The sequence below is a fragment of the Rubripirellula reticaptiva genome (assembly GCF_007860175.1).
In the GTDB taxonomy this organism is placed as follows: domain Bacteria; phylum Planctomycetota; class Planctomycetia; order Pirellulales; family Pirellulaceae; genus Rubripirellula; species Rubripirellula reticaptiva.
The window spans coordinates 479,562-503,193 of sequence record NZ_SJPX01000002.1 but is presented as its reverse complement, the minus strand read 5'-3'; the positions used below and the strand labels follow the sequence as shown (position 1 = coordinate 503,193).

Here is a 23,632-nt window from a genome sequence, read left to right as displayed (position 1 = left end):
AACAGATTAGCAAACAAAGGTCGCTTTATCTGCTGGTCTGCGTTCGGCCGAGTCCCTTGGGCAGGTGGGGTTCAAGCCTGGCGGGAAAGCTTGCCGAGTTCTTCCCACAGCCGCGCGGACGCTTGGATGCCACGGTGGTAATCGGCGATGCGGAATTTCTCGTTCGGGCTGTGAGCGTTGTCGTCCGACAAACCCCAGCCGAGCAGCAGGCAGTCGCACCGGAGCACTTCTTGGAATCGCGTCACAATTGGGATCGAGCCGCCTTCGCGAATCAGCACTGGCTTCTTGCCGAACGCCCCTTCAATCGCTTGGTTCGCCGCTGCCATGAAACGGCTTTCGGTGTCGGCCAACATTCCTGGGGCACCGTGGTCAGGCGTAAGGGTGTGTCGCACGCCCGGTGGCATGTGATTGGCAAGATGCGTTTCCAACGCCGCAGTGATCTTCGCCGGATCTTGGTTGGGAACCAAGCGGAAACTGAATTTCGCCTTGGCAGTCGCGGGAATGATCGTCTTGACGCCTTCGCCTTGATGTCCGGCCGTGATCCCGTTGACGTCAAAGGTGGGACGGGCCCAACGTCGCTCATCTGCCGTGAAGCCCGCTTCGCCGAATAGTTCACTGACGCCAATCGACTTGGCAAATGCGGCTTCGTCTTGCGGTAATTTTTTCCACGCTTCGCGCTCGGCGGTGCTCAGTTCGACGACGTCGTCGTAGTAACCCGGGATTTGAATGCGTCCGTTGGCATCCACCATCGACGACAGCACGTGTGACAACGCGATTGCTGGGTTCATCACCGCGCCGCCGAACGAACCGCTGTGCAGATCCTGGCTCGGCCCATCGATTTGCAATTCGTATGTCGCGATCCCGCGCAGCCCATAGGTGATCGCCGGTTGGCCATCCGAGTACTGGCCGCTATCGCTGATCACGACACAGTCACAGGCCAATCGTTCGGCCAAATCGGGCAGCATGCGTTCCAAGTTTTCGCTGCCGACCTCTTCTTCGCCCTCGATCAAAAACTTGATTTGCAGAGGAAGTGTTTTGCCACTGGCCAGCCAGTCGCAGACGCTTTGCACGTGAGTCAGGACTTGACCCTTGTCGTCGGTCGCACCGCGAGCGTACAGATTTCCGTCGCGCACCGTTGGTTCGAACGGGCCTGTAATCCATTCGTCCAGCGGTTCGACTGGTTGGACGTCATAGTGTCCGTAAACTACCACGACGGGGGCACCGTTGATCGGTGGCGTTTCTGCTAGCACCATCGGATGACCTTGGGTGGGCAGCAGTTCGACCGACAAACCGGCACCGCGAAACTTGTCGACTAACCAAGTGGCCGCCTTGGTGACGTCCGTTTTCCGGCTGGAATCGCTGCTGATACTGGGGATTTTTAGCCACTCGATCAGCTCGTTGAGGTGCCTGGGAGACTCTTTTTTTAGGGATTCCAGCAGGTCGGTCGTCGACATCGTGAAAGTACCTTAATTTTTTCGTGCATTTTTAGGACTGCCGATCGGCATCCGACCGCGCTACAATAACGAAGTCAACGCGGGCAACGAAAATCCGGATCGTAGCGTCCTGTGTTTTGGGCCTAGTGCGCCGCGTGACTTTCACCCCCGAACAAGTGTTTATCCGGATTGTAAGGAGCATGGTCAAGAATGGCTGATCAGCAAACGATGGTGGCAGAGCCCCAAATTGAAATCAATCGCGAGCAGAAGCGTAAACCCAAGAAGCAGCCACGTTACAACGTGATTCTGTGGGATGATGCTGACCATAGCTACGACTACGTTGTGTTGATGATGAAGCGGTTGTTCCATCATCCGATCGAAGCCGGTTTTCAGATCGCCAAGCAAGTCGACAGCGGCGGCAAAGCGATTTGCTTGACAACGACGATGGAACATGCCGAACTGAAACGTGACCAGATTCACGCGTTCGGCAAAGACGAAATGATCGCACACTGTAAGGGCAGCATGTCGGCAACGATCGAACCGATTTCAGAATAGGTTTAGAAATCGGTGCTTGGCGGATCCAGCGGTTGCCGATCGCTTATCCGCGACCGTTTCGCATCTTATCGCGAGCCCGCGTTAGCACTGGGCCGACACTGTTTTCGCTCATCCCGACTGCTTTGCTGATCTCTTGGTACGATTTGCCTTCCAAGTGGTACATCCGAACGATGTTGGCTTCGTTCGGATCCAGCCTTAGCATCAGTCGCTGAACTTCTTCCTGGTCGTCAATCCGAGAAACGTGGGATTGCGAGTGAGAGCCTGTTGCCACGGGTGGGGCGCCATCATCGGCAACATCTTGGCCGTCAGCCATCGGTGGGCCGGTTTGCGATAATCGACGCGCGATCACGCGGCGCGAAATTACGGTTAGATAGGTCGCTAGCGAGCAGTTGCGGCGGAAGCGGCGCAGCACGGCAAAATCGGCTGCGACTAACGTCAGGAAAACTTCGGCAACAAGGTCGTCTCGCGTCGCTTGATCGATCGATGCGCCGCGTGATTGAGCCGTGTGGTTGGCGACGTGAACCACCAATCCCAGGAATCGGTCAACGAAATCCTGCCACGCGCGTGGAGCTTGGTCCAGGCATCGTTGAAGCAGAACGCGGTCAACCTCAGAGAGACTCACTCGAAACGCACCGAAATTAGACGAAAAGAACCGTAAACGCCGAACCCTTCAGATCTGGCACCCCCCCGATCGATCAGTTCGGAATATGACGCGGCGCTCATTGAATGCGTTGTCACTGGCCGATCGGCGTCGATAGAAGGTTAACGCATAGTAGGTAGGGAATCAGCGGATCGCAAGCATTCCCCGATATTCGGGTCGGGCTAGACCGCCAAGAGCCTGCAAAACCGCTCGGACACGGAAACTCTGACACCTTTGCTGGAATACGCACTGAAGTCATCGCTGGAATGCAGACTTGCCGTCGGTACTGGTTTTCGGTGCTGAGAAGCCCAGCTAGGAAAATTGCTTCCTGCCCAGTGTGACCTAGGCTTTCTTAGACTTCATTCTAACAACCGTTCTCTTTGCACGTCCTGTTCCGTATGACTGATACAACCGACTCGACCGTACCTTCCGATGCTACGGTGCCGATGGCGATCATCCCGGAAAGCATGGCTGGTTATGGTCTTGCGCCTTTGACGCCGTTGCCTAACGCCCACTCGTTCCCACACGCCAAGGATGCAGGTCGCCAAATCGACGCCCATATCAGTAGCGATACGTTGGTTGGAAATTTGTTGGCCGAACTGCATGCGGCCTCGCCGACCGCAATCGAACTGGGCAGCAAAAATGCGATAAAACCGGAAGACATCCAGTTCGAGAATCGATTGGCAGTCGTTCGCTTAGGAATGGCGACATCGTTGTTCTACTCGCTTCGGACGAAGCACGCGCCGACCGCGGCGCATAGCTTACGAGTCGCGTTGTCTTGTTCGGCATGGGCCCAGCGTCTGGGATTGGACGAGGCCACGCGAGATCGGATCGAAGTGGCGGCGCTCCTACATGACTTGGGGAAGATCGGAATTCCCGATCGTATTCTGCGAAAGCCAGGCAAGTTGACCGTCGACGAGCAGTTGACGATCGAGTTGATTCCTGAGCTAGGGTGCGAAATCCTTCGAGGCAGTACCGGTGACACCGAACTGCTGGACATCATTCGCTATGCCAACACTTGGTTCGACAGTCGGCGGCACGGCGATGGACCACGCGGCGATGCGTTGCCGATTGGTTCACGAATGTTGGCGATTGCAGACGCGTTCGATGCGATGACCACCAACACGGTCTATCGTCCAGCACTTAGCCGTGAACGTGCGATTCGCGAGTTGATGCAGAACGCGGGGTCGCAGTTCGATCCTGAATTGGCGGCCGAGTTCAGCCGCATGCTAGAAGATCGTCCCGAAATGTTGCACGGCGGTGTTGTTGATCGATGGCTTCGTCAGTTGCAGGGCGATACGCCACCGAAAATGTGGGGCTCGCTTGGCGAATTGTCTCAATCAAATCCGGGATCCGAGCAGTCTGCGTCGTCAGGCCCAGCCACACGCGAAGCGTTGTTTTACCAGCACCTGTTCGGGAATTTGAAAGATGGCGTCGTGTTTACCGATGCCGAGGGGACGATCACGCACTGGAACGAGTCGATGCAGCGGCTGACGTCGATCGCGGCCGATGCGATTACCGGACAATCATGGAGCAATGATTCGCTGAGGTTGCGAGGTTCGGATAGCCGACGCGACGAGGACGAGTGTCTGGTTCGTGACTGTTTGGCCTGTGGCAACACGGTTTCGCGGTCGATGATGATCGAACAACCTGGGAAAGTGCCGACTCCGGTTCAATTAGTAGTATCGCCGGTGACGGGGGCGACGCCCGGTATCCGCGGCACCGTTGTTACGGTCCGTGACTTGTCGGACCAAACTTCGTTGGAAGAGAAGCTTGAAACTCTACATCATCAGACAACACAGGATCAATTGACTGGCGTAGCCAACCGAGCTCACTTTGACCACATGCTCGAGGAGTTGACGGCTGCGACCAAGGCTGGTGGCCCGAGTTTCAGTTTGATCATTTGTGACATTGACCATTTTAAACGCGTCAACGACGTTCACGGCCACCCGGCCGGCGACGAGGCACTGAAGGGCTTTGCATCCGTTCTGCGTGCTCACAGCCGCGATGGCGATACCGTGGCGCGTTACGGCGGCGAAGAGTTCTTGCTGCTAGCGCCTAACTGCGACAACGCAACTGCATCGAAGCGAGCCGAAGCGATCCGGATCGCTTTGGAAGGCACACCGCTCCCTTCGCTCGGCGGGGAAGCCGTCACGGCTAGCTTTGGCGTGACTGAATTTCAAGCTGGCGATAGTGCGGAAACGGTTCTGTCGAGATCCGATCGAGCGTTGTTGAAAGCGAAAGACAATGGACGCAACCGAGTGATCCAGCTGGGGGCGGGAAACGTCGTTCAAATGCCTTCCGAAGAACCCGCTGTCGGACGCAGCTGGTTCGATTGGTTCAAAGGATCCGAGTCGACGGAAAATGGCGAGTTCGATATTGTCACTCCGGTTCCGGTTGACTTAGCCATCGAGAAACTTCGCGGTTTCATCGCTGACCACAACGCCGAAATCATCAGTGTCGATGAGAACCAAGTCTCGATGAAGTTGAATGTCACCTATTCGCGTGGCGGGCGGCGTCGAGCGGATCAGCAAATGGCGATACGCGTTCAATTGACGCTCAGTGAAGGACGCGAAGAATCCTCGGCACGACGTGGACGCATTCGCACCAATGTCCATGCTCAATTGCAGCCGATTCGAAACCGCGATCGACGCGGACAAGAAGTCGCGATCTGTTTTTCGCAAGTCATCAACAGTCTGCGAAGCTACTTGATGGGCGAACTGAAACGGTCGGACCTTAGCTAAATACGCGGTCTGGTTGGGCTAAATCACGATAGCCTCACGATCGGGTTGCTTTTGTCGCGGGATTGTAGGCGTCAAGGCTTGGGGGCTGGACGGCGGGCTACTGTACTGGACACTAAGAGAGTCGGCACAGAAAATGCCGGTGCTGAATCCTCAGCACAACTCTGCTCAACTGTCCTAACCCAAGAGTTCTCGGCCATGGCCTATACACTGCCCCAACTGCCTTACGCGTACAACGCTCTCGAGCCAAGTATTGACGCTAAGACGATGGAAATTCACCACACCAAGCACCATCAGGCGTACATCACCAAAGTCAACGATGCGATCAGCGGCTCGCCGCTGGAAAGCAAGTCGATCGAAGAACTGATCTCCGACATGGGATCGGTTCCGGATGACAAGAAAGGTGCCGTTCGCAACAATGGCGGTGGTCACGCAAACCACTCGTTGTTCTGGACCGTGATGGGCCCCGGCAAGGGCGGCGCTCCATCGGGCGACTTGGCCGCTGCGATCGATTCGGCATTTGGATCGCTCGACAAGATGAAAGAACTGTTCGCAACCGCTGCCGCAACTCGTTTTGGAAGCGGCTGGGCTTGGTTGTATGTCGAAGGCGGCACGTTGAAGGTTGGCAGCACCGCTAACCAAGACAGTCCGCTGATGGGCGCTGCAGTTGCCGGTATCGGCGGAACGCCTGTGTTGGGCTTGGACGTTTGGGAGCACGCTTACTACCTGAACTACCAAAACCGTCGTCCTGACTATGTCACGGCATTCTGGGACGTGGTCGATTGGGATGCTGTCGCTGCACGATTCGCTGCCGCTAAGTAGTTCGGCGACGTCGCGTCTCGAATAAGTTCGAATGAGGGCGTATATCAGGAAGATTCCTGGTATCAGGGGAACCTCAGGCCTGGGTTGTTAGGCCTGAGATTTCACGTTCAAGACACGCTCTTCGGCAATCACTTTCGCGCTTGCTGCTTGGCGAACGCGAGCATCGTAGAGTTCGATCGCCAATTGCGTGTATCCTGCGACCATCGAATCGAGCGAACCGGTTTGTTGGACCAATGCGCGGCCAGCCGCTCCCATTGCTTGCCGCTCGCTTGGACGGGACAACAGTTGGTTGACTTGGTCGACCATCGCGTCCAAATCTTCGGATTCAACCATCCATCCCGTTTCGGCGTTGATGACCGATTCCTTAATCGATCCGACATCGGTCGCGATGACGGGAACCTCGCACGCGAGTGCTTCTAGAATCGAAACTGGAGATGCTTCATTGAGTGAACACAGCGTAAAGATGTCAAGCGCCGCAACCAAACGTGGCGTGTCGTGACGTGTTCCCAGCATGTGAATTCGATCCGCGATCTCGAGCTCCTTTGCCAGCGACTCGATGCCGGGGCGTTCGGGACCATCACCGACAATCAGCCAGTGAGCGTCAGGGTGTGTGCCGCGAACCTTGGCGGCGACGCGTACCAGCATGCTGTGGTTCTTTTCGCTTCGTAGCGCGGCCACGATTCCTAGCAGCGGCGTCTCCGCTGCAAGTCCAAGTTCGCGTCGTACCTCTTCGCGCGCTTTCGCATCGGGAGCGAATCGTGTGCAATCGACGCCGTTACGAATCACATGGACTTTTGACTTAGGAAATCGCTCGAATTCATGCAAGAACTCTCCATGCGAGTCTGCGACAGCGATGAAACCATCGGTCACGCCAGTCAACGTTCGGTTCAGCTTGCCAACGCCATCTGGCCACCCGGTTGAATGGAGTGCTGATGTGATCACTGGAACGCCTGCGACGTGAGCCGCCAATCGTCCCCAGAACATTTTGTCGCCTGCACCGACAGTAACCACCACGTCGGCACGGATCCGATGCAGTAGCTTGGCTAGTCGAGGCAGGATCCTGAGATCGAATTTTCCAGACAACAGATTGCTGTGAACCGGAAACTCGTCAGCAATCGATTCGCCCAAGGGACCGGGTTCTTTCAGACAAATGACCTGCGGACGAATCACGCTAGGATTCATCTTCCGCATCATGTTGACGAGCAGAGTTTCGGCGCCGCCAACCGGCATGCTGGTGATGATAAAGACGCATCGAAGCGGACCGGCCTCGCTTCGTTTGGGGACGTTTCGCCAAGGTCGATTTCGTGCAAGCAGCATGTTGATTCAAGCGTGGGGAGGCCCGGTGATGTCCGAGCAAATGAATTGAAAGGTTTTGGGAAGTTGGCGTTAGTGCGCCATCGTCGGTGCCGGGCGACCGATCATGGGAAACGTTTCCTGGAACGATATCGCTGGTGGAAAGAAGTATCGGACTTCGGGCTCTTGGCGAACTTTCCGCGGATCAATGCTTAGCCAATTCTTCAGCCGAACGAATTCGGGGTCACCGTGAAATCGTCGGATGTGAAACCAGTCGCGACCGGCCAAGTTGTAAGCGCCGTAGGCACTGCAGAATCCATCGAATCCCGCTTCGTCAATGACTTCGATTGCTGCCTGCGTCAATTGAGCGGGCATGCCAAACGGGAATGCAAAGTAACGAACCTCTCGGCCAGTGATTTGTTCTAAGTCGCTTTTCGCATGAACGATTTCATCGCGAACGATGGCTGGGTCGTGGACCTTCGAAAAATCAACGTGGTGACGAGTGTGGCAGCCAATTTCGATACCAGCATCTGACATCTCTCGGATTTGTTTCACTGTGTTCAGTGGCAACGGATCGCCATGAAGCACGTCGTGTTCGAACGGTTTTTGGCCTTGGATGTTGCACGTGGTCACAAAATAGGTACAAGGGATGCCGCGTTCGAGTAGCAGCGGGATCGCGAAATCGCAATTGTCGCGGTAGCCGTCATCGAAGGTGATCGACAAAGCAGCGGTTCGCGAGTCGTTGAACCGGACCCGACGTTGAACTTCGTCCAGGCCGATCATTTCAAAATTCGCCTGGCAGTAGTCAATGTGCTGGCGAAACTTCTGTTGGCTGATGGTCCAGTCGTTTGGGCTGGTGTCAGCAACGCGGTGGTAGAACGAAACCGAGATCGGAGCCGTGCCCTTATTTGCAGCTTGGCGTAATCTGGCGCGTCGCGACGGCAGCGTCAGAGAGGTGACAGCGTTCAGGGCGGCCAGCTTGATCGATCGCATGGAATAGGTTTCGTGCGGGCAAAATTCAAGGTGGGAACGCGATCAACAAACCGTTTTGTCGTCGCAAAACACCCAAGGCATCGCAAAAACGTACGCCAAAGTGAACGCCGGCGCCGGATGGTCTCGGTGGGTTACGCCGAAGCACCCCCTGGACGCGATAATATGAAACGGTCATGTCGATTGGTGGGATTGTGCAGGTGGTTCGGCGAAACCCTACAATTGGGAAGATGTCTGATTGATTGTTCCCCGCCCGCCTGCCTCGATGCCCACCATACCGATGACCTCAACTCCCTTCGAATCTCCGATGCAACCCATTGCATCACGGCCCCTGTTCTTGACGATCATTCGTTCCGCCGCGTTGATCGTCTTTGCCGGGATGCCAATTTTCCCGGCGATGGGTCAAGCCAATCGCCCAAACATCTTGATGATCGCCATTGACGATCTGAATGATTGGGTCGAACCGCTCGGTGGGCATCCCCAGGTGCAGACACCCGCCATGCAGCGATTGGCCCAGCGAGGGATCACGTTTACCAACGCGCATTGTCAGGCGCCGCTTTGCAATCCCAGTCGCACGTCGCTGATGACAGGACGACGTCCCACATCGACCGGTGTTTACGGTCTGTCACCGTGGATTCGCGATTCGCCCGAATTTGCGGACATTCGGATGTTGCCACAGCATTTTCACGACCATGGATATCGAACGCTAATTGGCGGCAAAATCTATCATGGTGGCTACGGTCGCGGAAAAGGTGCCCAGAACGAATGCGATGTTTGGGGGCTTAACGCGAGTGTCGGTGCGAAGCCGCCAAGCAAGTTGATCCCACCAACGCCGGGTGGTAACCATCCGCTGATGGACTGGGGCACTTTCGATCATCGTGATGAAGACAAAGGCGACTGGAAGGTGGCTTCGTGGGCTGTCGACCAAATTGAAACCATGGCGACCGCGCCAGCCGAGCAGCCGTTCTTTTTATCGGTCGGTTTCTTTCTGCCACACGTGCCGTGCTTTGCAACTCAGAAGTGGTTCGACATGTATCCCGACGAGTCGTTAGTGATGCCGCCGATGTTGGCGGATGACCGCGATGATACACCGCTGGCGTCCTGGTTCGTTCACTGGGAACTGCCAGAGCCTCGAACGAGTTGGTTGAAAGAGAATAACCAGCTTCGCCCGTTGGTGCGGTCATACTTGGCATGCGTTAGTTTCGTCGACAGCCAAGTGGGGCGAGTGCTTGATGCTCTGGAAAAATCTCCTTATGCCGACAACACGATTGTCGTGTTGTGGAGCGATCATGGATATCATCTTGGCGAAAAAGGGATCTCGGGAAAGAACAGTCTGTGGGCGCGATCGACTCGCGTGCCGCTCATTTTCGCAGGACCAGGCATCGATGGCGGCCTCCGTTGCAGCCAGCCCGCCGAATTGCTGGACATCTATCCCACGCTTTCGGAATTGGCCGGATTGCCTCAGGCACCTGGATTGGAGGGGCTCAGTCTGCGCCGTCAAATCCAGTCGCCTACTGCTGTCCGCCAGCGTCCGGCGATTTGTACGCATAACGTGGGAAACCATTCGGTGTGCGACAATCGTTGGCGGTATGTCGTCTACGCCGACGGCAGCGAAGAACTTTACGATCTCACGAGCGATCCGGATGAGTTCCATAACTTGATGGCGGGGGATGCTGCCTCGGAACAGCATCGAAACACCGCGGATCGTTTGGCGGCTTGGTTGCCGAAGGACCAGCGAGCGTTAGCAAGAGGAAGTGCGCACCGTGTCTTAGAAGAGCGGGAAGATGGATTTTATTGGGAAGAGAACCTGATTGATCCGAATGCATTGATTCGGTGAAAAATGGATCCAATAAAGTGGTGGACCGGCAAATCACGAGAGGTTTTGCGAAAAAAACGGCCTCGATCCTGAGGACGGGTTGTCGAAAAGCTCGCTTCGTCCAATAGTGTCGTTTCATACGTTTTGGCCGATTTACAACAACAAAAACGCAAGAGATATAGCCATGTCAGTTCTGGTGACCCAGCAAGCTCCCGACTTCAAAGCAACCGCCGTCATGCCCGACGGTACGTTCAAGGACATTTCGTTGAGCGATTATAAGGGCAAGCCTGTTTTGCTCTTCTTCTGGCCCTTGGACTTCACGTTCGTGTGCCCTACCGAGATCATCGCGTTCAGCGACCGGGCGAAAGACTTTGCCGATCTTGGCGTCCAAATTTTGGGCGTTTCGATCGACAGCCATTTCACTCACTTGGCTTGGACCAACACGCCGCGTGAACAGGGCGGAATCGGCAAGACCCAGTACCCTTTGATCGCGGACTTGAATAAGCAAATCGCACGCGACTACGACGTGCTCCTTGACGGTGGGGTGGCTCTTCGCGGGTTGTTCTTGATCGACAAGGACGGCGTCGTTCGCCACCAAGTCGTCAACGACCTGCCGCTCGGTCGCAGCGTCGACGAAGCACTGCGAATGGTCCAGGCACTTCAGTACTTCGAAAAGAACGGTGAAGTTTGCCCAGCGAATTGGAAAGAAGGCAGCCGCACGATCAAGCCAGACGTCGAGAAGAGCAAGGAATTCTTTGGCGCAGAATACGCCAAGTAAGACGAGTGTGTTGGCGCCCGGGCATCAACTTAGCCGGGCCAATTTTAATATGACGACCGAACCCTCACCCGAGCGAAGACGACGATGTGGACAACCAATGAACTGGGCTTAGCCCAACTGCATTGCGATGGTCAAAGTTGGGACTTCGACGCTCGTGGCGGAGACTCGGGAATCTCCTTTACCGGAGTTGCGCTCGCCAGCGTTGGCGACGACCGATTGCCCGTCGCCGCCGAACAATTCGTTCGTGGCGACCAGTGGCATATCAACTATCCCCAAGGCGATGGTTCATTCGCCCTGCGGTTGGTATTCAATCCGATTCACTCATCGGCCAATCGATTGGTGATCGAAGTCTGCACGTCGATCCAAACGGACTTGCTGGACACGCATCCCAAAATCGATGTCGAAGCGACGTGCGACGACATTGATTCATTTGTGCCCATGGACGAATGGGGCCACAATGAGGTCGCGGGGGCCGGTTGCGCACCAATTTCGCTCGCCAAATCAAAGCACAATTCGGTTTCGGTGTTGTTGGGATCGCACGACAGCCCGTTCACGACCAATCACTCGACCGATGCCATGTTGCGATTGCGATTATTCGGCGATTTTTTGGAGAAGGGCGTCATTCGACGTGCTCGCCCGTGGATCGTGATTGACCGCAGCGGTACGCTGCCGACCGAGGCTGAGCTGACCACGTGCTGGAGCGAGCTGGTCGCCAGCCCAATTCCGCTGACATAATACCGTCGGCCGCAGCACCGCTGCGGGACTGGAACCTGTCGTCGCACAGGTCGAAGCCTGTGCGACGATTTTCTTGCTGTCTCAGTTAGACTTTGTCGGCCGTTGGGACTTCGAAGCCTTCGCGATAATTTCGCGTTAGCAATGAGTCCGCGGCAGAGTTGTCGACGAACTTCTCGGTTTCCGGATTGAACTTCAACACTGGGCCCATCGAAAGAGGGGTTTTATTCAGATCGACGCCGTTAGATTCCAAGTGAGTGACAGTTTGCTCGAGCGTTTCAATGTTGTCATCGAGACTCTTGACGTTTGAAACGATCTTCTTGATCTCGTCGACTGACGACTTGTTGTCTTCGCCCAAGTAGTACGAAATGTTGCCCAAGTGGCTGACCGCAGCCGACAAGTGCCCCGTCAAAGCGTCGGCGTTAAGCGTGGCCGCATCGCGCGACTGGACCGCGTCGATGAAGTTGGCAAAGTGAGCGTCGCCGACGTCGTTTTTGGCTTTGAATTCTTGTGTTTGCTTCATGTCTTTGTCGAACACGATGCAGTGGCCATAGGAAACCTGTGCCACGTAGCCTTCACTGCCGTAGAAGATCACGCCAATCTTGTTGCCGCCGCCCTTGCCGAACATAGCGTCGACTTCGGGACCTGCTGATTCAGTCACGTCCAAACCACGAGTTTCGAAGACCAAACACTTATCGCCGTAGTCATAAATCGAGACTTCGGTGTTCGCCGTGTCGCCGGCATCAACGTAGTTCGGGTCTTTGCGCTCGACGTCGTAACCCAATCGGCAACCGTAGCTGACAATGGATTCGGGGTGACGATTCACGCCCAGTCCCCAACGTGCGATGTCGGTTTGGTGCGGTCCTTGGTTGCCAAGGTCGCCGTTGCCGTAATGACGCTGCCAGTGCCAATCGTAGTGCAGTTTGCTGCGGGTCAGTTTCGGATCGGTGAAAGTCGCCGGACCAGACCACAAGTCGAAATCGACGTTTTTAGGAATCGGATAGTCGCCAAGCGGATTGATCGATTTGCGACGCTTGTAGCAAAGTCCGCGGGCAAAGTTGACTTCGCCGATGCCGCCTTCGGCAATGAACTTAGCTGCGTCGCTGCAGGCAGTGCTGCTGCGGCATTGGGTGCCGGTTTGGAACATGCGGCCGTACTTTTCGGCGGCTGCGATTAGAGTTCGCCCTTCGTGAATATTGTGGCTGATCGGTTTTTCGATGTAAACATCTTTGCCTGCTTGCATCGCCCATACGCCACACAGTGCGTGCCAGTGGTTCGGCGTGGCGCACGAGAGGATGTCGAACTTGCCCGAATCGATGGCTTCGCGGACGTCCACAAATATTTCGGGTGCCTTGCCTTGCAGTTCTTTGATTTGCTTAGCTCGCGTTTGTCCGACGACATGGTCAACGTCGACGATCGCGCTGATGAACGTGCGTGGATCTTTATTGAAGCCGCGGATGTGCTCGCCGCCGCGGCCATTGGCGCCGACGACACAAACACCGATCTGGTCATTGGGGCCAGGAGATTGGGCAAAAGAATGACGGGGGGTAGCGGCAACCGCAAACGCCGAAGTGGCGACTGCAGCAAACTGGCGACGATTCAATCGTGACATGGCAGACCGTTGGGGGTGAGATAAAGGGCGGGAAGGGAAACTTCACCGCCCATTATGCCACGTAACGGCCCAGATTTGTATCACTCATTCTGAAGGTCACGGTTCCTTCGCCGAAATACTTAAAAACGACGATCGACGCTGAAGTCCGCGATTGATACGAGCGACGCTTTTGCTTGTGATCTCGCTAAAAATTGCAGTTCGGCAATCGCTTCACTGCGGAACCGCTGAGCCACGGATTCGGTGTACTGTCGCGCGTCACTGGCTTGCAGGTACGGGCGGATCCCGTCCACACGTTCCTTCGCCGGGCCACGCAAGATCCGTTCGATTCGAATTCGATCCTGATCGCTTGCCGTTGCCAACAACCGGATCAGCGGCAACGTGATTTTGCCTTGCTCGACGTCTGTGCCCAGCGTCTTGCCAACGACTTGGTCATCGCCCCAAAGGTCGAGGAAATCATCTGCGATTTGGAAAGCGATTCCGACCGCATTTCCGTAGCGTCCGAACGAAGCGACTTGGTCCTCGCTGGCACCGCTGTAGTGGGCTCCCAGTTCGCAAGCCACACGGCAGAGTTCAGCGGTTTTGCCGCGAATCATTCCAAAATAGGTGTCTTCGTCGATATCCAATAAGTCTCGGCCAAGCACTTGACGCATCTCGCCTTCACAAACCAATCTGGCCGCTTCACCGATCCACTGGCATGCTGTGGTCGACGAAAGTGTGGCGGCCAGCCGATAGCTCTGGGCGAAGAGGTAGTCGCCCAAAAGGATGCTGGTGTGGTTGTTCCATTGGGCGTTGACCGTCGCCACGTGCCGCCGAGTTTCAGCTTCGTCCAACACATCATCGTGAATAAGTGTTGCGGTGTGGACCATTTCAATCACGGTGCCAAGAACGATGTGATCATCCGTAACGTTGCCTAAGGCGGATCCCGTCAACAGGACCAAGGCCGGACGCAGTCGCTTGCCACCAAGCTGGGTTCCATGTCGCAGCAGTTCGCCAACGGCCTCGTAGGGGCTTTGCAGTTCTTGAGCGATGCGATTTTCGACAGCCGCCAGGGGTTGTTCGATTGGCCCATACAAACGCCCAAAAAACTCGCGAGGCGACGTGGCTCCATTTACCGCTACGGTCGGGCTCGGCGATGCCGAAGACCGGTTCTGCGAGCATTCTTGAACGTCCAGGGCTTCGGCCGCGGAATCGCGAGCGGTGGCAGGGGCGGTCGAGTGGGTTTGCGGAGCGGAAGTCAGATCCATCGTGCGGTCTTCGTTGAGGGCGAAAGATTCAACAGGAAGCGGGCCAGGAACCGGCGACGACGTATTCAATCGCTTCCTGCGGTCTTAACCGTGGTCGAGCACAGAAGAGTAACGCAACGGATCTGGGCAACACCACCCGAGCTTGACGGTCGCCTGTTTATCCGCTCGTGCTGGTTCCGATAGAGGCACCGTCGACCTCAGCCGAATTTGGCGAGTCTCGGCGCGCGGTTGCACCTGTTTCAGCCTTTGTCTGTCATCCGCACGGCTGCGAACTTGCCAATTTGCGGCATTCCGAGGGATAGATATCGCGAAACTATTCGCGGTAAACCGGATGGTAGCCGTCGTAATAAGGAGCCACGGGGTAAGGCGTGCCGGGACCGGCCGGGTACGGATTGAAAGGGCTGGCGTTGCCGACGGGCGAGTTGGGCTGGCCACGATGATTTGATGGCCCAGTTCCATTACCAGTTCCATTACCAGTTCCATTACCAGTTCCGTAACCAGGACCCTGCCCCTGTCCGTAACCTAGACCATATCCATGTCCAAACCCTGGATAGGCTGTACCAAGTCCAAGATTCAGCCCGGCGTAGGGCGGCCCCCAGTTCTGGTAGGGAGCGCTGAACGGACGGTTCGGAAAATTCCATTCGCCGTAAGGTCGGACCGGGGCACCCCAGGTTTCGACGCGATGGTAGTTGTCAGCCGATTGCCCATAGGCCAGTGAACTGCGAGTGTGTGTGTAACCGCTGGATTGGAAGTTCGGTACTTGCGGTGCCGATGGTCCCGCGATCGGAGCGTATTGGCTGACGCGGGTGCCAGTGACTGGGTCATGCGTGAACGTGCTGGGCATCGTCAGCCAGTTCGATGCGGAAGCGTCGTGAATCGCTACGGTCGCCAATGCGAGAGTGGCGACGAACCGGAAAGCGGCGATAAGTTGGAAAAGGTGGCGCATGAACGCCAACGTAGTTCGCGTTTTGCGATCACGCGTCCGAATCGAAAAGAATTCGCTTCGGATCTGCGTTTGCCGCTGATGTGATCGCTACAGTCGTCGTAACCCGTCTTCTGTCATCGGCGTCGGGATGTCGATATCGACTTGATCGATTCGTGCCAACGTTTCAGCGTCCAAAATCAAATCTTTGGCCGCCAGTGATTCGTCGAGCTGAGCGATCGAGGTAGCACCCACAATTGTCGAGGCGACAAAGTCGTGTTGGCGGCTCCACGCGAGTGCGAGTGCAGTCACGGTGACACCGATTGAGTCGGCGATTTCCGCCAAACGGCGAGTTGTTTCGACGGTACGCTCGTTGACGAAGCGGCGAGCCATTCGCTTTTGGCGGTCGTCTCCGTCGGTCAAATAAGCCGAAAAACGGCCTCCGGGCGGTGGCCCATTTTCGTACTTTCCGGTTAGGACTCCGCCGCCAAGTGGCGAGTACGGCAGCAGACTGACATTCTCGCGGCGGCAAACTTGTGCCAATTCGCTTTCGCAGCGGCGATTGATCAGGCTGAAATTGTTTTGCACCGTTTGGTAGCGATCAACGTGGTAGACGTCGGCCACCCACAAGCTCTTCATCAATCCCCAGCTCGTTTCGTTGCTGCAACCGATAACGCGAACTTTGCCCTGGTCACGCAATTCGCCAAGAACGCCAAGCACTTCTTCGTAGGGCAAACCATGGTCGGGCCAGTGGATTTGGTACAGATCGATGTAGTCGGTATCTAAACGCCTGAGCGAGTCTTCGCAGGACGATACGATTTGCCGGCGGTCCAGCGCCGTTTTGCCATGTCGAACCGGCGGCGTGAACCATCCGTGACCAGGGCCAGTGACTTTGGATGCCACGATCACCGAGTCGCGAGGTTGGTCTTTTAGCCAGCGGCCAAATATCGTTTCGGTATCTCCGACCGTGTCGGCTCGCGGTGGCACCGGGTAAATCTCGGCGGCATCAAAGAAGTCGATTCCGGCGTCCCGTGCGCGGTCACAAATCGCATGGCTGGTGGCTTCATCGCATTGGGATCCGAAGGTCATGGTCCCCATGCAGATGTCGGAAACGGCTATTCCACTGGCGCCAAGTCGTCGTTGTTGCATTGAATCGATTATTGGGGTTAAGAGACGATTGAAAGGTGTAAAACGCCGATCACTCGAAAAACGAAGCTGCATCGCTGCACGTGATCCCGTCGCGGTTAGAATAAGGTGCTGGTAAAATAGTGAAAGCCGTGGGCGTGAAGCGTCTGCGTCCTACCCGCCACGACTCTTCCCTCCCCGCCTCGATCTGCCCACCTAATGAAGAATACTTGTTTGCTCCGTCCGGCCATGATTGCCGCGGCGGTTGTGCTCGGTTTTTCCATGCCGAATGTTCGAGCGTTTGCGGCTGATGAGCTGTACAAGCACGGTCCCGATTCGATGCCCTCGGATGCGGTCCCGAACGGCAAAGTGACTCAGCACACATTTGCCAAAAGTGAAATTTTCCCCGGCACAAAACGTCGTTATTCGGTTTACGTTCCGGCCCAATACGATGGTTCGTCACCTGCCGCATTGATGGTCTTCCAAGACGGCCATGCGTTCGAAGGAAAGACCGGTGACTTTCGTTTGCCCGTCGTGTTTGACAACTTGATCGCCAAGGGCGATATGCCGATCACGATTGCCGTGATGGTGGATCCGGGACACAAGGGCGAGCTTGGCGAAAAGCGTGGTTGGAAACCGACGCCGTCGAACCGTAGTTTTGAGTACGACAGCGTCAGTGGAGATTACGCCGAGTTCTTGATGACCGAGTTGTTGCCGGAAATCGAAAAGGATTACCGGATCACTGAGAACCCCGAACTGCGTGCTGTATGTGGCAACAGCAGTGGCGGGATTTGCGCGTTTTCGGTTGCTTGGTATCGTCCCGATGCGTTCCGTAAAGTGCTGTCGCATATCGGCAGCTTCACTAATATCCGAGGCGGTCACGACTACGAAGCGCAAGTCCGAAAGACACCTAAGAAGCCGATTCGAATCCTGTTGCAGGATGGTTCGGGTGACCTCGACAATGAGCATGGGAATTGGCCGCTGGCGAATCAGACGCTGGCTAAATCATTGGCGTTTAAAGGATACGACTACAAATTCGTGTACGGCACCGGTGCTCATAATGGCATCCATGGCGGCGCGATTTTCCCCGATTCGTTGCGATGGCTGTGGCGTGGATGGAAGGACGAAACTTTCTAATGCCGGATTCTACTCTTTCTACCGATGTCGCCTTTGCCGTGCCCTTTGTGCACCGCTTGAGGGTGACCGATGACGTTGCCGGCGGTGACTTTGGTGCATTGTTGGAACTGCTGCAAACTGATGCTACAACGCGAGCTCGTGTCTTGCTGGTGGGTGAATCGTCGCTTGCTGATCACGTGCATCGATTGTCAGAAAAACTGTCCTCGGTTGATGGTGTCGAGTTGGTTGCGCCGGCGGCGATTGTCGAGGGCGGCGAGGCGATCAAGAACGGCGAATCGGTGCTGCGAGGTTTGCTGGACAAAGTCAACCATTTTGGGCTCGATCGACGCAGCTACATCGTGGCGGTTGGTGGCGGCGCGATGCTGGATGCGATTGGCTTTGCGGCCGCGATCGCTCATCGTGGCATTCGCTTGATTCGATTGCCTTCGACGGTGTTGGCTCAAGCTGATTCAGGCGTCGGCGTTAAAAACGCAATCAACTACTTTGACAAGAAAAATTGGATTGGAACGTTTGCGGTTCCCTGGGCAGTCGTCAACGACACGACGCTACTGAAGACGCTGCCCGATCGAGACTTCTTCAGTGGTTTCAGCGAAGCCGTGAAGGTGTCGCTGCTAAAGGATCGTGGTCAATTTTTGTGGCTTTGCGATCATGCGGATGCGATTCGCCAGCGTGACATGAAAACCGCTAAAACGGCGATCCACCAATCTTGTTTGGCTCACCTGCGGCACATTACCGAAGGTGGTGATCCATTTGAGATGTTAGAAGCACGGCCGCTCGATTTTGGGCACTGGTCGGCTCACCGTTTAGAACCGCTAACCGAATATGCCATTCGGCACGGCGAAGCGGTCGCCATCGGTGTCGCGATTGACTGTATCTATTCGACCATGAAGTTTGGATTTCCCGCCGCTGATACCGATCGTGTGATCAGGTGTTTGACCGCGATGGGGATGCGGCTGTGGCATCAATCGCTCGATCCGATCGAGCGATTGATGACGGGGCTTGAAGAGTTTCGCCAGCATCTGGGCGGTCGATTGACGATCACGATGCTGCGAGCCATCGGCGACCCCATCAATGTTCACGAAATTGATGAAGCCGCGATGAAAGACGCAATCGACAGTCTACGAAAGCTGGCTTGCGGCTGATCCGTTGGTTAGCCGCGCTTGGCTCACTCGTTGGCGACGTTGACGTAGACCTTCAAAGCGTCAGGGTCTTCAACCAAGTACCGCATCATCTCGGCATAGTTGTCCATGCCGTCGACTGGATGAGTCAGGATTCGCTCAAGCACGCCTGGGTACATCATCTCGCCAAGTGCCAGGTCCTTGATGCCCATTTCAAAGTGAGTTCGGTTTGCGTTGACGCTGCCTAGCAGCAGTTTGTTTCCCAAAACCCAGTTCAGGTTGATGCTGTCCGAGGGAACCTCAGAAACTTTGACGCCGCCGGTAATGCCGGTCCAAACCACGACGCCGTTGTGGCCGACGTGTTCCATGGCTTCGAACGCCAAGCGGCTGCTGCCGGTCGCGTCAACGATTAAGTCGGGGCGACCGGTCTGTTTGACGAGCTCTGCAAGTGGCGTTTGTTTCGTGCTGACGTAAGTAGCTTCCAGGCCTTCGACGATTTCTGATTTCAGGTGAGGTCCTTCGCCGCGAGCGATCGTGTAGACCTCAATGCCTTGCAGTTTCAACACCAACGTCGCTAGCAAACCGATCTGTCCGGCGCCTTGGACATAGGCCAGTTTCGGGCGCCAAACTTTCATTCGGCGCTGGGCTTCGAAGGCTTGGTAGATTGCCTTGGCCGCACAGCTCATCGGTTCCATCAGCACGTGCAAGTGCTTCAGTCCGGCCGGAACACGAACGATATATTCTTCTTCGTCGACAAAGTACTCGGTCATGAAACCGTGACGCAGGTTGATGCCGCGCTCGTAGTAAGTTTCCTCGCTGGTCATGTCGTTGGTGCCGATCTGGTCATAGATCGAGTTGCCAGGACGACGAACCGTAGCGGTGACAAAGTCGCCAACCTTGACTCGTTTGACGTTCGGCCCTACCGCTTCAACGATCCCAAAACTCTCGTGTCCGATCACTAAGTGGTTGTCGCCGTCAGGCGCGTTGCCGTACAAAGCCTCGTTGATTTCACGATCCGTCGCATCCACGCCGACCTTCAATACCCGCACCAAAACCCCCAATCCGTCTTGGATTTGATCCAGCGAGGGCTTTTCAATCTCAGTCAAATGGACACTGTTGGGGGTGCCAGGAGTAACCGCGACGGCTTTCATTGCAAACTCAGGAGACAACTTGAAGGGGAGTTAAGAATTGCTAGGGGTAGCAGTTTTGGTCTGCTCGGGAAGGAATCGTATCAGCCAAGTCCGGTTTGTGTGAGAGGGGATCTGTTCGTTTGTGCACTGCTTGATTTTGGCAGGTTTCATTTCTTTGGGGGTGTCAGCTTTCCACTATCGGCTCTTGAGGGAAGCGAATCCTGGCGAAGTTCAATTCTTTTTCGCTGCGATGGTTGTCAAAAATGGGAAAAGGCGTAAAAGTGAGGTAGATCAACACCTCGTTCCAAATTTGGCAAGCATGAATTCACCCGTCATCCACCACGAAGAGCTGCGATCGGTCGATCGCAAGTTGTTGATGGTGATGCGCGGCGGCGACGCTTTTGGGATCGGCGAATTGACCGACCAGTTAGGCGTCACCGCGACAGCAATTCGCCAACGGATCGAGCGTCTCTTAGAGATTGGTTTGATCGATCGAGAAAAGATTGTCGCGGGTCGTGGACGTCCAACGTACCAATACCATTTGACGGTGGCTGGGCACCGGAGTGCCGGAGCCAATTCGGTGGACTTGGCCGATGCGATGTGGCGCGAGATCCAGGCGATTGATGATGTTGAAATTCGCAGCAAATTGCTAAGCGGGATCGCCGCTAGATTGGGTCGCCAGTTCGCAAGCCAGCTTTCGTCCGAAGAAGCTGGCGGAACCCTGGAAAGCCGAATCGAAAAATTGTCCGAGATGATGACTGCTCGGCACATGTCGGCCTGCATGACTCACAGCGGTGAGTTGCCAGTGTTGGATATTGGGTCATGCCCTTATCCGGCAATGACAGATGCGTCGTCGGACCGTGCAATGTGCCGACTAGAAGAAGAAATGATTTCCGAAGCGCTGGGGACTCAGGTACACCTGAGCAGTTGCCGATTGGACGGCGATTCGTGCTGTCAATTTTCAGCGGCCAGCGATGCTTCGCCCCGTTCAACTGCGACGGCTTCAGCACACACTGGTGTTTCATCGCCAAACACCGAAGACAAGTCTTGACTTCGATCAAGCATCTAACTGTTCACTTATTTCACTCTTTGCAACATAGTTATTCACGATGACTCACGTATTGAAAATCGAAGACCTGCACGTATCCGTTGGCGACAAACCGATTCTTCGCGGTGTCAATCTGACGATTAACCACGGTGAAACGCACGCTCTGATGGGCCCCAACGGCAGCGGCAAGAGTACGCTCGGTTTGGCGATCATGGGTCACCCTGGTTATACCGTGACCGGCGGCAGCATCACGCTTGATGGTGAAGACGTGTTGGAGATGGGACCAGACATCCGCGCCCGAAAAGGCATCTTCATGGCCTTCCAACGTCCCATGGCGATCCCCGGCGTAAAGATGGCCGACTTTCTGCGTCATGCAACGACCAACGTGCGTCGTCCCGACCGAAAGGAAGGCGAGGAATTGATCCCGATGCGGGAGTTCCGCAAAGAGCTGAAAGAAAAGATGGCTCACCTAAAGATGGACGTCGAGTTTGCTCGTCGTTACGTCAACGACGGTTTCTCGGGTGGCGAGATGAAGCGAGCCGAGATTCTGCAACTGGCAATGTTGCAACCCAAGTTTGCGATTTTGGATGAAACCGACAGCGGTCTAGATGCGGACGCTGTTCGTTTGGCGAGCGAGTCGATCGCTGATATCGGGCACCAAAAGATGGGGCTGTTGATCATCACGCACCACGACAAATTGCTCGAACACAATCCACCCGAATTCACTCACGTGATGTTGGGTGGCCGTTTGGTCGAAACTGGCGGCAAGGAACTTGCCGAGGAATTGCACGAGAAGGGATACGAGCGAATTCGCACGGCTTATCCGGACGCTGACGCCGTAAACCAAGAAATGTTGGCTGAAGAAGCTGCGGTCTAGGAAGAAAATGGCACAGCGATCCTCGCGATTTTCAGCGGTGGTCTCCAATGTGTCATTTCTTTCATATTTACAACCATTCAAAGACCTAGGAAAACGACATGGCCACAGACATCACTGAAAACGAAGCCGATGAAGTCGGCGAAATCAATAAGTACAACTTCCGCACCGAAACCACGGGCGTCTTCAAAGCCAAAAAAGGCTTGGACGAAGAAGTCGTCAATCAAATTTCGGATATCAAGAACGAACCTGACTGGATGCGTCAGTATCGTCTGGAATCGTTGAAGATCTTCAACGAACGGCCGATGCCGAAGTGGGGCGGCGCGATCGACATCGATTTTCAAGACATCTTCTATTACCTCAAGCCGACTGCCGGTCAGGGTAAGTCGTGGGACGATGTCCCGCAAGAAATCAAAGACACTTTTGAAAAGCTCGGCATTCCCGAAGCCGAACGAAAGTTCTTGTCAGGCGTGAAAGCGCAGTTCGAAAGCGAAGTGATCTACGGTTCGCTAGAAGAAGACCTGGCCAAGCAAGGCGTGTTATTCACCGACACGGACACTGCGGTTCGCGAGCATCCGGAAGTGTTGCGTGAGTACTTTGGCAAAATCATTCCGAACAACGACAACAAGTTTGCGGCTCTTAACAGTGCCGTTTGGTCGGGCGGTTCGTTCATTTATATCCCCAAGGGCGTTCACATCGAATTCCCGTTGCAAGCGTACTTCCGCATCAACGCGGAAAGCATGGGGCAGTTCGAACGAACTTTGATCATCGTCGACGAAGGTGCCAGCGTTCACTATGTCGAAGGTTGTACCGCTCCGATGTATTCGACGGAATCACTACACAGCGCGGTTGTCGAAGTCGTTGTCAAACGCAACGCACGTTGCCGTTACACAACGATCCAGAACTGGGCCAACAACATCTACAATCTCGTCACCAAGCGTGCTTACGCGTACGGCGATGCAACGATGGAATGGGTCGACGGTAACCTGGGCAGCAAGCTGACGATGAAGTATCCGGCTGTTCACATGATGGAACCAGGCGCCCGCGGCGAGATCCTGTCGATCGCGTTTTCGAGCGCCGGTCAACACCAGGACGCCGGTGCGAAACTTGTTCACGCGGCACCAAACACGACTGGTCAAATCGTTAGCAAGTCGATCAGTAAAAACGGTGGTCGCAGCAGCTATCGTGGTTTGGTCAAGGTCGAACCAGGAGCACACAACAGCAAGAACAGTGTGGTCTGTGACGCACTGATTTTGGATCCGGAAAGTCGCAGCGACACGTATCCTTACATCGAAATTGCCGAACAAGACGTTCAGATCGGTCACGAAGCTAGCGTGTCGCGAATCGGTGAAGAGCAAATGTTTTATCTGCTTAGCCGCGGATTGTCCGAGCAGGAAGCCAGCACGATGATCGTTAACGGTTTCATTGAGCCGCTCGTGAAAGAGTTGCCGATGGAATACGCCGTCGAAATGAACCGGCTGATCCAACTGCAGATGGAAGGCAGCGTTGGTTAAGACGTTCATCGCAGACGCCGGCCTTGCCTCGGGTCTGCCGTTGAATCGCTCCAGCCTTTGCATGTTCAAAACACTCTCCAAAGGGAGAGTGATAGCCAGAACGTATTT

Annotated in this window: 20 protein-coding genes; 11 read left to right on the top strand and 9 right to left on the bottom strand. The window is 55.4% G+C overall.

Features of this window, described 5'->3' with window-relative positions:
* Positions 1-71 precede the first annotated feature (71 nt).
* The gene (locus tag Poly59_RS08130) at positions 72-1,454 is read right to left on the bottom strand and encodes a dipeptidase (RefSeq protein ID WP_146533594.1); all 1,383 of its coding nucleotides are present in this window, start codon (positions 1,452-1,454) and stop codon (positions 72-74) included.
* 189 nt (positions 1,455-1,643) lie between these two features.
* Between Poly59_RS08130 and Poly59_RS08125 the strand changes: the two genes are divergently transcribed.
* Entirely contained in the window at positions 1,644-1,988 is a 345-nt protein-coding gene (locus tag Poly59_RS08125) for an ATP-dependent Clp protease adaptor ClpS (protein ID WP_146533593.1), read from the top strand.
* Between the two features lie 43 nt (positions 1,989-2,031).
* Here the strand turns inward: Poly59_RS08125 and Poly59_RS08120 are convergent, their stop codons facing one another.
* Entirely contained in the window at positions 2,032-2,610 is a 579-nt protein-coding gene (locus Poly59_RS08120; protein WP_146533592.1) for a sigma-70 family RNA polymerase sigma factor, read from the bottom strand.
* Between the two features lie 416 nt (positions 2,611-3,026).
* On the opposite strand from Poly59_RS08120, the gene Poly59_RS08115 reads away from it, so the two are divergent.
* Entirely contained in the window at positions 3,027-5,372 is a 2,346-nt protein-coding gene (locus tag Poly59_RS08115) for a sensor domain-containing diguanylate cyclase/phosphohydrolase (RefSeq protein WP_146533591.1), read from the top strand.
* Between the two features lie 195 nt (positions 5,373-5,567).
* Positions 5,568-6,191 carry a superoxide dismutase gene (locus Poly59_RS08110; RefSeq protein ID WP_146533590.1) on the top strand — a complete coding sequence of 208 codons (624 nt, stop codon included), beginning with the start codon at positions 5,568-5,570 and terminating at the stop codon, positions 6,189-6,191.
* An 87-nt stretch (positions 6,192-6,278) separates the two neighbouring features.
* On the opposite strand, the gene Poly59_RS08105 is transcribed toward Poly59_RS08110, so the two are convergent.
* Positions 6,279-7,421 carry a glycosyltransferase gene (locus Poly59_RS08105; protein ID WP_246151599.1) on the bottom strand — a complete coding sequence of 381 codons (1,143 nt, stop codon included), beginning with the start codon at positions 7,419-7,421 and terminating at the stop codon, positions 6,279-6,281.
* Between the two features lie 156 nt (positions 7,422-7,577).
* The gene (locus Poly59_RS08100; RefSeq protein ID WP_246151487.1) at positions 7,578-8,477 is read right to left on the bottom strand and encodes a polysaccharide deacetylase family protein; all 900 of its coding nucleotides are present in this window, start codon (positions 8,475-8,477) and stop codon (positions 7,578-7,580) included.
* Positions 8,478-8,781: 304 nt separating this feature from the next.
* Here Poly59_RS08100 and Poly59_RS08095 point away from each other — a divergent pair, with 304 nt between their 5' ends.
* The 3 genes from Poly59_RS08095 (at position 8,782) to Poly59_RS08085 (ending at position 11,803) form a co-directional block, all read left to right on the top strand.
* Positions 8,782-10,311, top strand: coding sequence for a sulfatase (locus Poly59_RS08095; protein WP_146533588.1), 1,530 nt, complete (start codon positions 8,782-8,784; stop codon positions 10,309-10,311).
* A 163-nt stretch (positions 10,312-10,474) separates the two neighbouring features.
* The gene (locus tag Poly59_RS08090) at positions 10,475-11,068 is read left to right on the top strand and encodes a peroxiredoxin (RefSeq protein WP_146533587.1); all 594 of its coding nucleotides are present in this window, start codon (positions 10,475-10,477) and stop codon (positions 11,066-11,068) included.
* 84 nt (positions 11,069-11,152) lie between these two features.
* Positions 11,153-11,803 (top strand): hypothetical protein, encoded by a 651-nt coding sequence (locus Poly59_RS08085; protein WP_146533586.1) that lies wholly within the window; start codon positions 11,153-11,155, stop codon positions 11,801-11,803.
* 85 nt (positions 11,804-11,888) lie between these two features.
* Here Poly59_RS08085 and Poly59_RS08080 read toward each other — a convergent pair whose 3' ends face one another.
* The 4 genes from Poly59_RS08080 to Poly59_RS08065 all read right to left on the bottom strand — a co-directional run bounded on the left by Poly59_RS08080 (position 11,889) and on the right by Poly59_RS08065 (position 16,727).
* Entirely contained in the window at positions 11,889-13,412 is a 1,524-nt protein-coding gene (locus tag Poly59_RS08080) for a Gfo/Idh/MocA family protein (RefSeq protein ID WP_146533585.1), read from the bottom strand.
* Between the two features lie 119 nt (positions 13,413-13,531).
* Positions 13,532-14,656, bottom strand: coding sequence for a polyprenyl synthetase family protein (locus Poly59_RS08075; RefSeq protein WP_146533584.1), 1,125 nt, complete (start codon positions 14,654-14,656; stop codon positions 13,532-13,534).
* 313 nt (positions 14,657-14,969) lie between these two features.
* A complete protein-coding gene (locus Poly59_RS08070; RefSeq protein WP_146533583.1) occupies positions 14,970-15,602 on the bottom strand; it encodes a hypothetical protein in 633 nt (210 codons plus the stop codon).
* 87 nt (positions 15,603-15,689) lie between these two features.
* A complete protein-coding gene (locus Poly59_RS08065; RefSeq protein ID WP_146533582.1) occupies positions 15,690-16,727 on the bottom strand; it encodes an aldo/keto reductase in 1,038 nt (345 codons plus the stop codon).
* Between the two features lie 258 nt (positions 16,728-16,985).
* Here Poly59_RS08065 and Poly59_RS08060 point away from each other — a divergent pair, with 258 nt between their 5' ends.
* Both Poly59_RS08060 and Poly59_RS08055 read left to right on the top strand, forming a co-directional pair.
* A complete protein-coding gene (locus Poly59_RS08060; protein WP_146534405.1) occupies positions 16,986-17,840 on the top strand; it encodes an alpha/beta hydrolase in 855 nt (284 codons plus the stop codon).
* Complete coding sequence (locus tag Poly59_RS08055) at positions 17,840-18,982, top strand: 3-dehydroquinate synthase (RefSeq protein WP_246151486.1); 1,143 nt, start codon at positions 17,840-17,842, stop codon at positions 18,980-18,982. The genes Poly59_RS08060 and Poly59_RS08055 overlap by 1 nt, the downstream gene beginning before the upstream one ends.
* A gap of 23 nt (positions 18,983-19,005) precedes the next feature.
* On the opposite strand, the gene Poly59_RS08050 is transcribed toward Poly59_RS08055, so the two are convergent.
* Complete coding sequence (locus Poly59_RS08050) at positions 19,006-20,109, bottom strand: glucose 1-dehydrogenase (protein WP_146533580.1); 1,104 nt, start codon at positions 20,107-20,109, stop codon at positions 19,006-19,008.
* A gap of 298 nt (positions 20,110-20,407) precedes the next feature.
* Between Poly59_RS08050 and Poly59_RS08045 the strand changes: the two genes are divergently transcribed.
* From Poly59_RS08045 to sufB, 3 genes are all read left to right on the top strand, one after another.
* Positions 20,408-21,139, top strand: coding sequence for a helix-turn-helix transcriptional regulator (locus Poly59_RS08045; RefSeq protein ID WP_186776091.1), 732 nt, complete (start codon positions 20,408-20,410; stop codon positions 21,137-21,139).
* Positions 21,140-21,197: 58 nt separating this feature from the next.
* Positions 21,198-22,013 carry a Fe-S cluster assembly ATPase SufC gene (sufC, locus tag Poly59_RS08040; RefSeq protein ID WP_146533579.1) on the top strand — a complete coding sequence of 272 codons (816 nt, stop codon included), beginning with the start codon at positions 21,198-21,200 and terminating at the stop codon, positions 22,011-22,013.
* 98 nt (positions 22,014-22,111) lie between these two features.
* Complete coding sequence (sufB, locus tag Poly59_RS08035) at positions 22,112-23,524, top strand: Fe-S cluster assembly protein SufB (protein WP_146533578.1); 1,413 nt, start codon at positions 22,112-22,114, stop codon at positions 23,522-23,524.
* Positions 23,525-23,632: the final 108 nt, after the last annotated feature.

Bases quoted from the DNA above. Each gene is read 5' to 3' on its own strand.
- Poly59_RS08065 (WP_146533582.1), bottom strand. From the start codon at position 16,727: ATGCAACAACGACGACTTGGCGCCAGTGGAATAGCCGTTTCCGACATC.
- Poly59_RS08080 (WP_146533585.1), bottom strand. From the start codon at position 13,412: ATGTCACGATTGAATCGTCGCCAGTTTGCTGCAGTCGCCACTTCGGCG.
- sufB (WP_146533578.1), top strand. From the start codon at position 22,112: ATGGCCACAGACATCACTGAAAACGAAGCCGATGAAGTCGGCGAAATC.
- Poly59_RS08100 (WP_246151487.1), bottom strand. From the start codon at position 8,477: ATGCGATCGATCAAGCTGGCCGCCCTGAACGCTGTCACCTCTCTGACG.
- Poly59_RS08055 (WP_246151486.1), top strand. From the start codon at position 17,840: ATGCCGGATTCTACTCTTTCTACCGATGTCGCCTTTGCCGTGCCCTTT.
- Poly59_RS08130 (WP_146533594.1), bottom strand. From the start codon at position 1,454: ATGTCGACGACCGACCTGCTGGAATCCCTAAAAAAAGAGTCTCCCAGG.
- Poly59_RS08125 (WP_146533593.1), top strand. From the start codon at position 1,644: ATGGCTGATCAGCAAACGATGGTGGCAGAGCCCCAAATTGAAATCAAT.
- Poly59_RS08115 (WP_146533591.1), top strand. From the start codon at position 3,027: ATGACTGATACAACCGACTCGACCGTACCTTCCGATGCTACGGTGCCG.
- Poly59_RS08105 (WP_246151599.1), bottom strand. From the start codon at position 7,421: ATGCCGGTTGGCGGCGCCGAAACTCTGCTCGTCAACATGATGCGGAAG.
- Poly59_RS08090 (WP_146533587.1), top strand. From the start codon at position 10,475: ATGTCAGTTCTGGTGACCCAGCAAGCTCCCGACTTCAAAGCAACCGCC.
- Poly59_RS08095 (WP_146533588.1), top strand. From the start codon at position 8,782: ATGCAACCCATTGCATCACGGCCCCTGTTCTTGACGATCATTCGTTCC.
- Poly59_RS08110 (WP_146533590.1), top strand. From the start codon at position 5,568: ATGGCCTATACACTGCCCCAACTGCCTTACGCGTACAACGCTCTCGAG.
- Poly59_RS08085 (WP_146533586.1), top strand. From the start codon at position 11,153: ATGTGGACAACCAATGAACTGGGCTTAGCCCAACTGCATTGCGATGGT.
- Poly59_RS08045 (WP_186776091.1), top strand. From the start codon at position 20,408: ATGAATTCACCCGTCATCCACCACGAAGAGCTGCGATCGGTCGATCGC.
- Poly59_RS08075 (WP_146533584.1), bottom strand. From the start codon at position 14,656: ATGGATCTGACTTCCGCTCCGCAAACCCACTCGACCGCCCCTGCCACC.
- Poly59_RS08070 (WP_146533583.1), bottom strand. From the start codon at position 15,602: ATGCGCCACCTTTTCCAACTTATCGCCGCTTTCCGGTTCGTCGCCACT.
- Poly59_RS08050 (WP_146533580.1), bottom strand. From the start codon at position 20,109: ATGAAAGCCGTCGCGGTTACTCCTGGCACCCCCAACAGTGTCCATTTG.
- sufC (WP_146533579.1), top strand. From the start codon at position 21,198: ATGACTCACGTATTGAAAATCGAAGACCTGCACGTATCCGTTGGCGAC.
- Poly59_RS08060 (WP_146534405.1), top strand. From the start codon at position 16,986: ATGCCGAATGTTCGAGCGTTTGCGGCTGATGAGCTGTACAAGCACGGT.